This window comes from Natronosalvus sp. KLKA75 (genome assembly GCF_059736265.1).
Genome location: NZ_CM185522.1, coordinates 1586569 through 1601121 on the forward strand (window position 1 = coordinate 1586569; position 14553 = coordinate 1601121).

At 60.0% G+C, this 14553-nt stretch carries 12 protein-coding genes; 5 read left to right on the forward strand and 7 right to left on the reverse strand.

Translation table 11 applies throughout. From position 1 onward, the window contains the following. Positions 1-148: 148 nt before the first annotated feature. The 4 genes from AC6I65_RS07640 to AC6I65_RS07655 all read left to right on the forward strand — a co-directional run bounded on the left by AC6I65_RS07640 (position 149) and on the right by AC6I65_RS07655 (position 3443). A complete protein-coding gene (locus AC6I65_RS07640; protein ID WP_497901326.1) occupies positions 149-805 on the forward strand; it encodes a dihydrofolate reductase family protein in 657 nt (218 codons plus the stop codon). Positions 806-980: 175 nt separating this feature from the next. After that, positions 981-2249 (forward strand): RNA-guided endonuclease InsQ/TnpB family protein, encoded by a 1269-nt coding sequence (locus AC6I65_RS07645; RefSeq protein WP_497901327.1) that lies wholly within the window; start codon positions 981-983, stop codon positions 2247-2249. 164 nt (positions 2250-2413) lie between these two features. Next, positions 2414-2926: a metal-dependent transcriptional regulator gene (locus tag AC6I65_RS07650; protein WP_497901328.1), complete on the forward strand. Its 513-nt coding sequence runs from the start codon at positions 2414-2416 to the stop codon at positions 2924-2926. 163 nt (positions 2927-3089) lie between these two features. After that, on the forward strand, positions 3090-3443 hold the full coding sequence (locus AC6I65_RS07655; RefSeq protein WP_497901329.1) for a hypothetical protein: 354 nt from the start codon (positions 3090-3092) through the stop codon (positions 3441-3443). 82 nt (positions 3444-3525) lie between these two features. Here AC6I65_RS07655 and AC6I65_RS07660 read toward each other — a convergent pair whose 3' ends face one another. The 7 genes from AC6I65_RS07660 to AC6I65_RS07690 all read right to left on the reverse strand — a co-directional run bounded on the left by AC6I65_RS07660 (position 3526) and on the right by AC6I65_RS07690 (position 12802). Then, entirely contained in the window at positions 3526-4638 is a 1113-nt protein-coding gene (locus tag AC6I65_RS07660; protein WP_497901330.1) for a thiamine pyrophosphate-dependent dehydrogenase E1 component subunit alpha, read from the reverse strand. A 74-nt stretch (positions 4639-4712) separates the two neighbouring features. Further along, positions 4713-5156: a universal stress protein gene (locus tag AC6I65_RS07665; RefSeq protein WP_497901331.1), complete on the reverse strand. Its 444-nt coding sequence runs from the start codon at positions 5154-5156 to the stop codon at positions 4713-4715. Positions 5157-5279: 123 nt separating this feature from the next. Further along, positions 5280-6368, reverse strand: coding sequence for an aminopeptidase (locus AC6I65_RS07670; RefSeq protein ID WP_497901332.1), 1089 nt, complete (start codon positions 6366-6368; stop codon positions 5280-5282). A gap of 115 nt (positions 6369-6483) precedes the next feature. Next, entirely contained in the window at positions 6484-7362 is an 879-nt protein-coding gene (locus AC6I65_RS07675; RefSeq protein WP_497901333.1) for a DUF7351 domain-containing protein, read from the reverse strand. 1132 nt (positions 7363-8494) lie between these two features. Next, positions 8495-9382, reverse strand: coding sequence for a GNAT family N-acetyltransferase (locus AC6I65_RS07680; RefSeq protein ID WP_497901334.1), 888 nt, complete (start codon positions 9380-9382; stop codon positions 8495-8497). A 302-nt stretch (positions 9383-9684) separates the two neighbouring features. Beyond that, on the reverse strand, positions 9685-10446 hold the full coding sequence (locus AC6I65_RS07685; RefSeq protein ID WP_497901335.1) for an IclR family transcriptional regulator: 762 nt from the start codon (positions 10444-10446) through the stop codon (positions 9685-9687). Between the two features lie 298 nt (positions 10447-10744). After that, positions 10745-12802, reverse strand: a complete 2058-nt coding sequence (locus AC6I65_RS07690; protein ID WP_497901336.1) for a hypothetical protein — start codon at positions 12800-12802, stop codon at positions 10745-10747. A gap of 295 nt (positions 12803-13097) precedes the next feature. On the opposite strand from AC6I65_RS07690, the gene AC6I65_RS07695 reads away from it, so the two are divergent. Then, complete coding sequence (locus AC6I65_RS07695; protein ID WP_497901337.1) at positions 13098-14546, forward strand: enolase-like domain-containing protein; 1449 nt, start codon at positions 13098-13100, stop codon at positions 14544-14546. Positions 14547-14553: the final 7 nt, after the last annotated feature.

Here is a 14553-nt window from a genome sequence, read left to right on the forward strand (position 1 = left end):
TCGGCATCCTACAGTACGGTTTCGCACTTTGAGCGCGAGGTGCGAGAGCTAGTCTCTGCTGCGTCTAAACAAGGCCCAAAGGTTGTATTCAGCAAAGCGGCATCTACGGATGATACCTTTATCGCTTGTTTTCACGTTAATCGGATGAATGAGCGAGAATCATACAAACGAAACGACCGGTACGCTTGTTGTTGGAACGTTCCTTACACTCGATGGCGTGATGCAGGCACCGGGTGGTCCTGACGAGGACCGTGACGGCGGTTTCGAACACGGCGGTTGGTCGGTCAACTACTGGGACGAGCAGATGGGCGAAGTCATAGATGGCCAGTTCGCCGAGGCCGATGCGCTGCTGCTCGGCAGAAAGACGTACGAGATCTTCGCCGCGCACTGGCCTCACGTCAATGCGGAGGACGATCCCATGGCGTCGAAACTGAACAGTATGCCCAAGTACGTCGCCTCCAGAACTCTCGATGCGGTGGAGTGGAACAATTCGACGCTCCTCTCGAGAGGCGTCGTGGAGGCCGTTGAGAATCTTAAGAAGGAGCGCGGGGATGTGATCATGACGCAGGGGAGCCACGACCTGATCCAGACATTGCTCGCACACGACCTCGTCGACGAGTTCTGGCTCTGGATCTTCCCCCTGGTCCTGGGAAACGGGAAGCGGTTGTTCGGGGACGGCACGATCCCCACGGCCCTCGAACTGGCGAATGCCGAGACGTCGAGCACGGGAGTCCACATGCTCCGATATGAGCGAGCGGGGGAGATTGAATACGGCTCGTTCGCGTTGGACGATGTGACGGAGTGAGTAGTGGTTCGTTCGTGGGTAAAGTTATACGCGGAGCAGGCGCAATACCACGTCGTTTACGGCGTGGATACGCGCCGTCGCGGGATGCCGTGAACCACCGATAACAGTACGGCTGGATATTCAACGCGTCACGGAATTGGGTAGTATTATATAATCTTGTCAACACTGGTTATGTATGGCGATAGAGGTCGTGGATAGAACACTCGTTGCTTCCATTCGGAACCAGCGAGAAGTTCAGTCCGACCTCGATGCGCTCGGATTCGCCGCCAGCAAACTCTGGAACGTCGGTCGCTGGACCTGCGACCGCGTGTGGAGTGAAACCGGCCTCATCCCCGAGGAAGGCGACCTCAAATCCTACCTCAAGACCCACGAACGCTACGCCGACTTGCATTCTCAATCGAGTCAGCGCGTTCTCGAAGAACTCGCTGAAGCGTTCGACGGCTGGTACGGAAAACGCCGAAACGGGGACTCGAAAGCGAATCCGCCCGGCTACCGCAAACACAACGACGAACACCCACGCTCGACGGTGACGTTCAAGCAGAACGGGTTCAAAGTCGATACCAAGTTCGGCAGGGTTCGCCTCTCGAAGGGCAAAAACCTCAAAGAACACTGGTCCGACTTCACCCTCTGCGATATTGAAACCCGCCCCGACGTGGACTTGGATGAGGTGCGGAGCATCCGGCAAGTCCGTGCCGTCTGGAACACGACGAGTGACGAGTGGGAACTCCACCTCGTCTGCAAACTCGCAGTCGAAGTTCTGGAAACGCCCGGCGAAAACACCGTGGGGATTGACCTCGGTGTGAAAAACTTCGCCGCCCTCGCGTACGAGGACGGCCACGCAGAGTTGTACCCGTTGAACTGCCTGAAACAGGACGACTACTATCACAGCAAGCACATTGCGCGCTGTGACGATTCGGCGTCCGAGCGAGCCACGCGATTGAACGCGAAGAAGTCTAGTCGGCGCATCCACTACTTCCACGCGCTCTCGAAGCACATCGTCGAACACTGTGTCGAAGAGAACGTTGGACTGATAGCCATCGGCGACCTCGGTGGCATTCGAGAAGGCGAGGATGGCGACGTGAAGGACTGGGGCAAACACGGCAACTTGGACCTGCACTCGTGGGCGTTCGACCGGTTCACGAAGATGCTCGAATACAAAGCCGAGGCCGAGGGTATCACGGTCAAGCGTGTGTCGGAGCGTAATACGTCGAAGTCGTGTTCGTGTTGTGGACGCAAGCGCAAGGCGAACCGCGTTGAACGCGGCCTGTACGTCTGCGATGAGTGTGGAATGGTGGCCAATGCGGACGTGAACGGCGCGGAGAACATTCGGCGGAAAGTAACTCCGAGTCTCGCCACGGATGGCGGCGATAGGAGTAACGGCTGGTTGGCACAGCCATCGACTTTCGTGTTCGATACAGAGAGTGGTTGCTTTGCACCGCGATAACACGTGGGCTCGTAAACCCTAATATCTCAACTGCGGTCGGGATTCCCGCGTCTTCAGGCGCGGGAGGATGTCAACAGATCTGAAGGGTCTCAACAGAACCAGAATACGAAATACGAACGTATTCGGACGAGCAATTTCCCGGTTAGACGCGTGAGTAGTGGTCGATGGACACCACAGCAAGTTCGAGCCGTGACCGATCGAGGGTAACGAAGGCCGACTCGAGGCGCGAGTGCCCAGATCCGGATTCGACGAACGTGCTCACCGCCACCTCCGGCTGGTACCTCCTCGGCGGCTACTGGCTCTCGAGTCGCGGAACCCGTCGCGTGCGAGCCGGCGAACTCGCCGTACGGCTGTCGGTCGCGCCGGCCAGCGTTACCGAAATGGTCGACGTACTCGCCGACGCCTCGCTCCTCGAAACGGAGCCCTACGCCGGGTTCGAACTGACCGACCGCGGAACGGCACACGCGGAGGCACTGGCGTGGCGTCAGTGCGTCGTCACCACCTTCTTCGACCGCACGCTCTCGTACGACATCGACGACGAAACCGCCTATCGGATCGGGTACGAACTCCCGGAACGAGGGCTCGTCCGCCTCGAGCGGCGTATCGACCGGACCCGCGAACGAACGTGTCGTCGTCTCGCCGACGACGGGACGTGCCTCGTTAGAACGTTCGGATAGCCCGCTGGACGTTCTCGAATCGTTGCCCACTGTTTTCCGTCGAATACTGCAGGAGACGAGCGTCGAGGGCGAAACTCGAGTCGCTCTCGAGGACGCTTCTCGAAATCGGTTCGCCGGGACGGGTGGGGTGGGTCTTTTACAGTATCGTCCCATGAGTACCACTATGCCAAGTGGGCTGGACCCGACTGAGGAGTACGATGGCTCCATCAGAGTCCGATTACTGGACGATACTGACGGCACTGACGAGATTATCTGTTCGTCGTACTACGAGGCGATCGACGTCGTGAAAGACCGCCAGTACGACGTCACTGCAGCGAAAATCATCGACCGCGACGACGAGGTCGTGTTCACCTCCGTCGATACACGTATCGAAGACTGGGCGGCCGAGTGGGAGCACGCGAAACGGAGCCTCTCCGTCACCGTCGAAGCGTACGATTGCCCCTACGAGAATGTCGCTTGCTTTGCTGACGATCTCTGTGTCCAGTGTAAGATGGACAAGGTGCAAGACGAGTACTGACGCGACCTGCTGCCCGGATCACTTCACCAGAGTACCGATACGGGAGCCCGACTCCTCCTCTCGATACGTCTCCGTGACTGATCTAGTTTTCCTCGAGCAACGCCTCGTCGCCGTGTGTCTCCCTGAGCTCTCGGAGAAACGCGCGCTGTTCGACCAGTCGGTCGGTCGGATCGGCGTACGTATCCTCGAATAATTCGTCGGGATCCCCCTCGTAAGACTCGGCTCGATCGATCATTGCCTGGATCATCTCGCCGATGGTCGACTCGAGCGCGTCGATGCGCTCGCCGTCGAGCAGCCCCTGTCCTCGAAGATACGCTTCGAACCGCCTGACAGGATCGCGTTCCTTCCAGCGTTCGACCTCCGCGTCGTCGCGGTAGACGGTCGGATCGTCCGCCGTCGTGTGCGCGCCGAAGCGGTACTGAACTGCCTCGATCATCGTGGGTCGAGGCTCGCCACCGGCGGGAATTGCCGCTCGATTGCGGACCGCCTCCGTCACGACGTACGTCGCGAGCGGATCCATTCCGTCGACCTGGATGCCGTCGAAGCCGTAGGCGCGAGCCTTCTCCGCGAACGTCTTCGACGGTGTCTGCTGTTCCCGCGGTGTGGAGATCGCCCACTGGTTGTTATTGCAGAAGAAGACGATCGGAACGTCGTAGACGCCCGCGAAGTTCGCAGCTTCGTGGAAATCCCCTTCAGACGTCGATCCTTCCCCGAAGTGAACGAGCGTCACGCGGTCGTCGCCGCGCAACTTCGCCGCCCACGCGTACCCGACCGCGTGTGGGAGGTGGCCACCGATCGAGATGTTGAGCGGCAAGACGTTGTCGTCGGAGAGCACCGCGTTCCCGACCTCGTGCCCCATCCAGTACAACAGGTACTCCCACGGGAAGCCCCTCGAAAGGACGGTCCCGTGCTCGCGGTACTGGTAGGAAATAGTGTCTTCCGTGGCCAGCGCATACGTCGACCCGATCTGTGCTCCCTCCTGCCCGGCAAGCGAAGCGTACGTCCCGACCCGACCCTGGCGCTGGAGACTGATCATCCGCTCGTCGAATCGCCGACACAGGCGCATATCCCGGTACATCGACACCAACGTCTCGTCGTCGAGGTCGGGTACGAGCTCTGGGGCGACGACGGTCCCGTCGGAATCGAGTACCGATACTCGATCGTCCGGCTCCCGGTCGAGTACGTCTCTGATCATAGAGAGGGGATCGGGCAGCGCCACGAAAAGCGTATTGTTGGATGTACTATTGGATCTTGGGAAAACACGTTGGTCTATACGACCCCATCGGCGCTACGGATGACAAACACCGGGATCGGAGACTTGTCGACGACCCGTTCGGAGACGCTCCCCATCGTAATCCGTTTCTCTCGAGGACTCTTCCCATGCGTGCCGATGACGATTAGATCGACGTCGTGAGTCTCGGCGTATTCGAGGATCGCTTTGGCCGGTGTGCCGCGCTCGACCGCCTCGACCCCCTCGAGTCCGGCGTCCGACGCTCGCTCGGTGACGTCGGCGACGGCCGACTCACTCTCACGTTCGAGTTGTGTCTTGATTTCCTCACGCGTCTCGCCCGTTGCTGCCTGGACGATTCGCGTGTCGATGACCGACAGTGCGTGGACTCTCGCATCGTTGTCTGCTGCGATCGGAAGGGCGTGCTCGAGTGTCTGATCGATCGTGGTGCTTCCGTCTGTCGGAATGAGGATCTCGTCGTACATTGTCGGTCTCTGTATCGATTGACACGCCCTGCAGTGAAAAAGACACGTTCCATCACTCGCTCGAGCGAGAGGGGCGTTTCGGTCACTGCAAACGTACCCGCCTCGTTTGGTGGGTATCGGTCTCTAGAATCCGTCCTCGAACACGAACGTTCCCTCTTGCTGTATTCGTTCACCATCGACTTCAATAACCGACTCCTCACTCATGTCGACAATCATGTCCATGTGGACGGCTGAATCGTTGCCCGTACGGTCCGGGCCAACGCTCTCGTCGATGGCACGACCCAGTGCCAGGTGAACGGTATTTCCCATCTTCTCGTCGAAGAGCATGTTATGGGTGAACTGATCGATATCGCGGTTCATACCGATGCCGAGTTCGCCGAGCCGCCGAGCGCCGTCGTCGGTCTCTAGTACGGCCTCCAACAGGTCCTGATTCTTCCCCGCACTGTAGTCCACTACCTCGCCCTTCGAAAAGACGAACTGGACGTCCGTGACTTCGCGCCCGTAGGCCATCAGCGGTTTGTCGAACAACACCTCGCCCTCGACCGAGTCTGGGTTTGGCGCCGTGAAGACTTCACCGCCAGGGAGGTTCTTCTCACCGAAGTCGTTGACCGGCACCATACCGTCGATCGACATGGTGATGTCCGTCGTGTCACCAGAGCGAATTCGTACCTCGTGTCCCTCCTCGAGCAACGCGACCAGATTCTCCTGGAACTCGCGTTGGTCTTCCCAGTCCTTGTTGACGGCATCGTACACGAAATCAGCGTAAGCCGCCGTACTCATCTCGGCGTCCTGTGCGTTCCCCGGTGCGGGGTGCTGGGTCGCAACCCACCGCTTGTCCGCCATTTCTTCCTGGAACGGCTTCATCAACGCTGAATAGGCGGTGGTCTTCTCCGGAAGGACGTCGCTGGTTTCGTTGGTATTCGACGCCGCACGGATAGCGATAGAGGCGTCGACGTTTTCGGCGAGGGCCATGTACGCAGCTGGCGGCCCGTCGTAGTCGTCGGGATCCATCGCCCGCATAAATGCACGCTGGGCTCGGCTACTCGGCCCGATGTAAATCGGTCGAGCACCGCGATCTCCGAGAAGTTCGTTCAGCGCGACAGCCAGGTTTTCAGCTTCAGACGGTGCCTTAATCAGTACCTCGTCTCCTGGCTTCGCAGCGATCGAGTGGTCGACGATGATACGCGCGTGTTCCACGACTCGTGGGTCCATGTCCGTCTGGTAACTGGGCAAGCGTCATCTTGATCGTTCCCAGAAGCACACTTCTGTAAGATGGCTGCAAGAAGTGGACGATGTCGGCCTACGCCTCTCCTGGCACTTCTGGTCTCTAGTCGCCGCTCCTGATGGCCACGTCCGTGATCGTGACGTCGTGGTCAACCGTGGCGACGAGTTCCGTCTCGCCTAGCGTAACGGACACACGGACGCTCGACGGATCGTCGTTTATCATCTCGATCGCCATGTCGTCATCCTCGTCGTAGTACCGCCAGGAAGGATCGTGCAACACGTCAACGCCGTGTTGTTCGAAGAACGAAATGGTAACCGGGTGGTATAGAACCGGGAGCGCGGGTGAAGCCCGTAATTCATCGTCGCAACGTTCGCACTCGAATACCGCTCTAGCGGGCCTCGGATTGACCGACGAAGCCCGTTCGAGGGCCGTATCGACTCGGCCACCGCAGTTCTCACAGAAGCCCTGAAGGAATTTCATCACCGTCGCCCGCATCCAGCGATCGAACGCAAACGGGAGATCCTGACGGGCGAATTGGTCGAGCGTGCCAGGTGGGAACGAGAATTCGTTGCGCCACTCGTCGCACTCCGGACAGTAGAGCAACGCTGTCTCGTTCCCATACTCTGCGACGAGGGCGGCGTGACCGCACATCGGGCACGGTCCGTCGAACTCGAACGGGGGAATCGATGCGTTTGCCGTGTACGACCCCGAGAGGATAGCACCGTACACCTGTTCACCGGCGAACGAGAGTCGGTAGCCGTCTTCGTCCTGGATCACGAAGTGGCCGACGAGTTTCTGAAGGTGATAGTTGAACTTCCCCGAGTCCCGTTCGCTCACAGCTGTCCGAAGGTCCGAAAACGATAGCGGCTCTCCGCCCTTCCCAAGTACCTGAACGATCTCCACGCGGAGGTCGTTCGAGAGCAGTCCGAACACCTCCTCTGGCGGCCGGTGTTCGACCGAAACTGCTTCGTCGTCGCTCATGGACGGTCTATGGCGAGATGGTGAGAAAGCTATTCCGCCAGCCGGCCAGGTGATCTCTGTCCGAGATTCGGTCTTTTCATACGATAGCACTCGATAACTGGATCGGATCTGTGCCGCGGTCTCGACGTTACTATCTACTATCGGAAGTTACCACAGATGGGTAGACCGAACTCGAGTATCCCGGCGTATTCCGTCGTTGACGGCCAGCTCTCCACTACATCTTCGAATTCGTCTTTCCTCAAGAACGATCGATCACCGACGATGGTTCCCGCCAATTCTTCGCTGACGTTCTCGAAGGTAGACCTGGTGTCCTCGTCGACGAAGGCAAGGTCCTTTTTCTCGCTCAGCAGTCTTTGCGGCTAGTAGCGGAATCGAGTAGGGTTTGAGAGGTCGGACTTCGGCTAGGGTTATTTTGCCGTGTACGCACGAGTAGATTCACGACGTCCACGAGAGCAATGCTCTCGTGTGGCTCAGCAGAACGAGTTGTGTAGTGAGGCCGACGAAGCCATCTCGAGCCGGTATTGATACTCTTCTGCCAATATATGGCGGAGCCGGTATTGATCTAATTTCTCAATATAACTGGGATCGAATCGGTTTCCTCGTGTCGTCAACTTTGATGATACGACAGCGACCTAGAACGGAGTTCCTGAGTCGGTCGACCGAGAAATTCGTTCCTTCTGAAGCCTTATTCTTGGTTGCCGGCTACGACAATCTCCCTCCTCTCAATAGGGCTGAGTTGAGCGGTCAACTCGGTTTGTCGACTCCACTCTAACCGAACCTTGTGTCGTCGAGTTTCGCGTTGTGTGCTTTCCCAGCGAGTGGAGAGAAGTCGAGAGTGTATCTGGAACTATAGTGGGTGTTTTCTACACTACTAAGGATGGTGTCGGTCAAACAAATCTCGAAATTGTCAGTTTTGGCGAGAGCTCCCGACTGTGACGCAGATCCTTACACGCTCGTGACTGTGATCGCGGTTCAGTCGCTCGTTGCGCCCCGAGAACCAGGGGCGAGGATGACTCGACCGAGTTCGTAACGGCCGTGGCTTTCCTGTCCGAAACGGCTACTCGATATCAATTATGGACTAGACGCTTTGAGGTCGCTAACAGCCCATTTCGTGAGACGAAGCGGAATCGAGTCACCCGAACGCGAAATCGAGAAATCCGTGGACCGATTCGGCGACCAGTGCCGGTTCGCGATTCGGATACGTCATCCGTACGAGTTCCCGCTCGCGAGAGAGCCCGAGTGCTTCGAGGGAGGTCGTGGTTGGACCCCGTTCCGGTGAATCGACGATTACCGCCTCACCAGCGAGGTCGGCCGAAACGGCCCGGAGTAGCGGACCGACCACGGATGGTTTGGCCGCTACGAGCGGCCCAATCTGCCAGTGGGTTCTCCCCGGCCGGATAACCGCGTAGCCCTCGATTCCGGTCGAGGTTCGCGAGTAGAACCCGCGAACCTCAGGCTCGGCGAACAGTTCCTCGAGTAGCGTGCTCCGGTCGACGCCGACGTGACGACAATCGAACTCGAGGATGGCGTCGACGTCTGGAGAGGTGAGGCGTTCGATGGTCTCCTTATCGTGTCTCGGTTCCTGTTCGTCCGCGAGGTCTTCGGGACGGGGAAGCGTCCCCTGCCAGCGGAACACGGGTTCGACGCGCTCGAACCCATAGTTTCGGTAGATCGGTTCTCCGAGGTGTGTCGCGTCGAGGCCGACGAGGCCGCCTCCGTTCTCGCGTGCGTACTCGAGTCCATGTTCGAAGATTCGACTCCCGAACCCCTGGCCCCTGTGGGCTTCGTCGACGAGCACCATCCCGATCCAGCTGACGTCAGCTCCGTCGCCGTCAGCACCGTAGGTAATCACGGTAGTCGTCGCGACGAGTTCGCCGTCGACGGTGCCGGCGAAACAGCCCGCTGGACAGCACGCGAATAGCCGCTCCCAGTCGGCGGGTAGCTGGTTCCAGCCAGCCTGCGTCGAGAGGGTCAGTGCGTCGTCGAGGTCGTCGGCCGAGAGTGGTCGTATCTCGAGCATTCGATGGGAATGGATGTTCCAGAACGAACATAGCTCTGGCGGTCCGGATGGAGAGACCGTGTCATGGGCTAGAGGAGAGACTGCACTGCCCAATTGCCACCCTTTCGACGATATCCAGACACGAGCACGTGCTCCTGTCGTGTCCGACGGCCTGCCGAACGACGTTTGTCTGTTTCGACCTGGTACAGCCCCGTTCGACGAATCAGCACGGGACCCCGTCCGAGACGTACGAAGTCCGTTTCGAGCGGCCCTAACGTCGGCGTGTTCCTTCGGCGGCGGCGTTCACGAAGACGAAAACACGTTCACAGCGAGGTAATGTTGATCTCGATGATGTTGACTGCCCGCCGAATCATGTCCGGTATTTCCGTCTCGAGGCGTTCCTCGTCCATCCGGCGCACTGGACCAATGATGCTGATCGCACCGTAGACCGTCCCGTCCTGGTCGCGGATCGGCGCACCGACGCCGACGAGTCCCTGGATCGTCTCGCCGTGGTTGTACGCGATCCCACTCTCACGAATCGTCTCGAGTTCCGTGCGCAACGCCTCCTCGTCGGTGATCGTGTTCGGGGTGAAGGCCTCGAACTCCATATCCTGGATGAGTCGGTCGCGCTCTTTCGCCGGCATGAACGCGAGCATCGCCTTTCCGACAGCGGTGTGGTAGAGGGCGTTTCGATAGCCGACGTAAATCTCGGTCTGGACGGCCTTCGCGCCCTGGGCCGTGTACAGACAGATTCCTTCGCCGTCTTCTTCGACGGTGAATAGCGCCATCTCTCCGGACTCTTCGGCGAGTGCGTCGACCTCTGTGGTCGCGATGTCGTAGATGTCGATACGGTTCTTCGCGTAGTGTGCGAGGTCAATGAACCGCAATCCCAGTTTGTACTCGCCGCTCTCGTTGACGACGTACCCACTTTCTTCGAGGGTCGCCAGGTGGCAGTGGGCGGTCCCCTTCGAGACGCCGATCTCCCTGGCGACCTCTGTGACGCGGGCCCCACCGGTGTCCCGGAGCATATCGACGATCGCGAGGGAACGCTGGACCGCTTGAACCGGGTTTTTTGCTTCGGCCATGCCTGGCTAATGGGCGTATGGAGGTGATAAATGTTTGGCTCTGCTAAACACACTCAAATGACATCTACTGGAACGCATTTGCTCTCGATATGCACTCCATGGACCCAATGCTACATAATGACACGGGGGACCACCGGTCCAGTTGGAGTCCGTATTGGTCTCGAACCGATGGGACGTATTTCGACGGTCCAAACGAGCGTACCAGCGTACGTCCGCGAACGCCTCGAGGAGGGAGAGACAATCGCGGATTCACCCTGTTTCCGACCGAAGCGGAAACGAGACGGATTGATTCGCCTGGCTACTGGCCGGTCAGATTCCCACTCACGAACTTGTCTTCGTCACTCGCGTTCCCGTGGAACGACACGTCGCCACAGACGTTGTTCTGTATCCACAGGCCCTCGATCTCCGCCTCCAGTTCATCGGCAAAGTCAATGTCTGTGTCGGCACCGCCGACGGTATTGCAGGCCGTTACCCACAGGTTGGAGACGATGCCATCGGCTCCGTGGTGACCGATGGGAGGCGCGTCCGCCCTGGCGTCGACGTCGGCGACGCGAACGTCGGAGACGTCGCCGCTCGTGGCGACGGACCGGCCCCGGCCGTGCAGCGTACCGGTCACCGACACGTTCCGTGAGTGTTCGATCGTCACGTCGTTGGCAGCGGTATCGTTGTCCAGGACATCGACCTCGAGGGTCACATTCTCGGCGTCTCCGACGTAGACCACGTCGTCCGTGAAACTTCCCGAAACGTCCCCGGACACGGAGACGTTCTCCGCTCCGGCGAGGTTGAGGGCAACGTCGTCGTTCCCGCCGCGACCGACGATGGAGACGCTTTCCAGTCTCGAGTTTCGAAGATTGCCGTTTACCACGTTCGCGCCGGTGCCGGCGAACGTCTCGAGTTCACACCCCTCAAGGGTGAGGTTCGATGCCTGGCCGTACGGGGTATTGATGGCGGCGGGGCGACCGACGACGGTCGTTCCGAACGCCTTCACGTGACTCTGGTTGGGCGACAGCGAGAGCCCGTATCCGGCGTGGTACTTGTCGTGGAGTATCTCCTCGGCACCTTCGATCCGACCGCCGTAGACCTCGTAGGCACCGTAGACCTGCTGCGTGGCGTTCGAGTGGAAGCAGATGCCGTGGAGGTACGCGTTCCTGATCCGCGGGTCGAAGATTCTGACCACGTTCGACCCAGCGTTGATGTCGATCCCGCGTCGGCAGGTGTCGATCGACGGGCGCACGACCGTCGGATCCGTACTGCCGCGAAATTGGAAGGGTTCCCAGTGGGAGGACGCTCGACCCTCGGGGAGGACCGGGTTCGTCGCCTCGCAGTCGACCATCACCGTTCGGAGCGAGTGGATGTCGACGAACGGGAACCCGACGTAGTTCTCGGCAGTGCAGTTGATGAACGTGCAGTCGCGTGCGTAGGCGCACATTAGGAAGCCCTCGGTCTCGTCCTCGCCGTCGCCGTCGGTCAGGTGCATGTCGACGAACCGGCCGCCGACGACCGAATCCAGCAGGAACACGCCGGCGTTACCCGCGCCGTGATCGTAGTTCAGGCCGCGGTCGAGATAGAGCGTCGAACCGTCGATCTCGCGGATGACTGCCCTCGTGGGGCAGGTCCCACGCCCGGCGGTACCGCCCCAGGACAGCGTCGGCGAGTTGTTGTATTTCGTCTCCGAGATCGTGACGTCGTCGCCGACGCTGAACGGCGAGACGTCCTCGACCTCGATCCGCTGATCGCCTTCGCTTACGTCGGTTGCATTGACCGTATCGCCGCCGAAGTCGCTGACGGCAGTCCAGTTACCGAACGAGAGGAAGTGTGCGTACGCTCCGTACCCGACGCCAGTGATTCGTAGTTTGGATCCCGTGCCGAGAACCGTCACGTAGTCTTCGAAGATTTCGTGTTGGCCGTCGAACCAGTACTCCCCATCGGTCATCACCAGGGTGTCGCCGTCGCTCAGATCGTCGATTGCCGCGTCGAGTGCGTCGTCCGACGGTTCCTCGCCCGTGGGATCCGCACCGTAGTCGTCAATGTCGATTACGTCAACCAGTGTACTGTCGGCGTTCAACACGCCCTCGTCGACGCTGAGGTTCTGTCCGGCAAAATCCGAAATCCGTTCTGACGTCGCCGCCATCTCGAGTCCGCCCAGAGCGAGCAAATCGTGGCCGTCGGCGTTTACGTCGCCCTCCCAGCGGGTCCACGGCTGTTTGCTTCGCTCCTGCGCACCGACCTGGCCACTCACCAACCCGAGGCCAGCCAACCCCAGTGCGCTCATCGCCGCTCGTCGGCTCAATGTACTACCAACCGTGCCGTTACGGTCGGATACGTCTGTCTCTCCCCGCTCGCTAGCATCAGTCATGATAGCCATTGACAACCACCGTACTGTGGTAATTAAATTTAACTTAGATTGATTGACAATGGTCCGTGAACGTTCGATTCAATCTACGCTCAGGAGAACGGTCACATGTTGATGTTGGGCGACCGATTCCGCTCGCGTGACCGACACCGTCAGTCGTCTGGCCCGAGGTTCAGCCGCGAGCACGTCGTCTCGATCGAACGTTCAGGACTGCACGCCTCGGTTCTCGAGCACACCGTCGACCGTCTCGTCGCCCGTAATCACGCATACTTATGTCTCTCCTGGCACTGCTCCCCGTATGGAAATCGAAGTCGTCCGTGCCGACCAGTACGTGCGCAACAACGACACCCGAATGCCGTTTCACTTTGGCAACGTCGTCGCGACCGAGGGAGCCCACCACTTTCTCGACCTCGAGATCGCGGTCGACGGCGAGCGGGCGACGGGCGTCTCGATGGTCGGAATCGCCCCGATGTGGTTTCTCAAGGACCCCGACCTCTCGCTGGTCGAACAGAACGAACGCCTGCTCGAGGTGTTCACCGCTGCCTGCGACCACGCCCGGGACCTCGAGCCTGCGCCAACCGTCTTCGACCTCTGGTACGACCTCTACGAGCGCCAGCGCCAGTGGGCTGCCGACACCGAGCACCCGCCGCTGCTCTGGGGTTACGGCGTGAGCATGGTCGAGCAGGCGCTCGTCGACGCCTTCTGTCGCCACCGACAGCTCACCTTCGCGGACGGCATTCGCAGCGGTGCCTTCGGGGTCGACCCCGGGCGAATCTACCCCGAACTCGAGGGCGAATCGCTCTCGGCGTACCTGCCCGAGAACCCGACTCGAGAAGCGGCCGTTCGACACACGGTCGGACTGGCGGATCCCCTCCGACGAGATGAAATCGACGCGACGAACCGGCTCGAGGATGGACTCCCGCAGGCGCTCGAGGAGTACGTCGAGCGCGACGGAATCACCCACTTCAAGATCAAGCTCTCGGCGGACGAAGCGCGCGACGCAGACAGATTGGCCCGCATCGGTGCGGTTCTCGAGGAGGGGGCACACGACACGTATCTCTGCACGCTCGACGCGAACGAGCAGTACGAGAGCGTCCGCGTCTTCAAAGAGCAGTGGGAACGCCACGCCGACGAGCCGGCCCTCGCTGCCGTCGTCGATCACGTCGCGTACGTCGAACAGCCACTCCCACGCGAGCAGGCGCTCACCGACGAGACACGCGAAGTCCTCTCCGAGTGGAGTGACAGCCCGCCGATCATCATCGACGAGTCCGACGACCGATTGGACAGTGCCGGTCGCGCCCTCGAGTGTGGGTACGCCGGAACGAGTCACAAAAACTGCAAAGGCGTCTTCAAGGGCGTCGTCAACGCCTGTCTCATCGAGAAACGCCGCCGCGAGACGGACGGCGACTACGTTATGAGCGGCGAGGACCTCACCACGATCGGTCCGGTCGAATTGCTCCACGACCTGGCGGTGATGGGGACGCTCGGACTGGATCACATCGAACGCAACGGCCACCACTACTATCGCGGCCTGAGCTTCCTCCCCGACGACCTCCAGGAGACGCTCCTCGAGGCCCACAGCGACCTCTACGAGCGTCACGAGGATGGATTCGCCGCGCTCGACGTCGCGGACGGTCACATGCAGTTCGGAAGCGTAATCGACGCGCCGTTCGGCCGGCGTTTCGAACTCGATCCGTCGCGGTTCACGCCGCTCGAGGCGTGGGAAATCGAGTCGATGTACGAGTAGGTACGGG

Bases quoted from the DNA above. Each gene is read 5' to 3' on its own strand.
- AC6I65_RS07640 (WP_497901326.1), top strand. From the start codon at position 149: ATGAGCGAGAATCATACAAACGAAACGACCGGTACGCTTGTTGTTGGA.
- AC6I65_RS07645 (WP_497901327.1), top strand. From the start codon at position 981: ATGGCGATAGAGGTCGTGGATAGAACACTCGTTGCTTCCATTCGGAAC.
- AC6I65_RS07650 (WP_497901328.1), top strand. From the start codon at position 2,414: ATGGACACCACAGCAAGTTCGAGCCGTGACCGATCGAGGGTAACGAAG.
- AC6I65_RS07655 (WP_497901329.1), top strand. From the start codon at position 3,090: ATGCCAAGTGGGCTGGACCCGACTGAGGAGTACGATGGCTCCATCAGA.
- AC6I65_RS07660 (WP_497901330.1), bottom strand. From the start codon at position 4,638: ATGATCAGAGACGTACTCGACCGGGAGCCGGACGATCGAGTATCGGTA.
- AC6I65_RS07665 (WP_497901331.1), bottom strand. From the start codon at position 5,156: ATGTACGACGAGATCCTCATTCCGACAGACGGAAGCACCACGATCGAT.
- AC6I65_RS07670 (WP_497901332.1), bottom strand. From the start codon at position 6,368: ATGGACCCACGAGTCGTGGAACACGCGCGTATCATCGTCGACCACTCG.
- AC6I65_RS07675 (WP_497901333.1), bottom strand. From the start codon at position 7,362: ATGAGCGACGACGAAGCAGTTTCGGTCGAACACCGGCCGCCAGAGGAG.
- AC6I65_RS07680 (WP_497901334.1), bottom strand. From the start codon at position 9,382: ATGCTCGAGATACGACCACTCTCGGCCGACGACCTCGACGACGCACTG.
- AC6I65_RS07685 (WP_497901335.1), bottom strand. From the start codon at position 10,446: ATGGCCGAAGCAAAAAACCCGGTTCAAGCGGTCCAGCGTTCCCTCGCG.
- AC6I65_RS07690 (WP_497901336.1), bottom strand. From the start codon at position 12,802: ATGACTGATGCTAGCGAGCGGGGAGAGACAGACGTATCCGACCGTAAC.
- AC6I65_RS07695 (WP_497901337.1), top strand. From the start codon at position 13,098: ATGGAAATCGAAGTCGTCCGTGCCGACCAGTACGTGCGCAACAACGAC.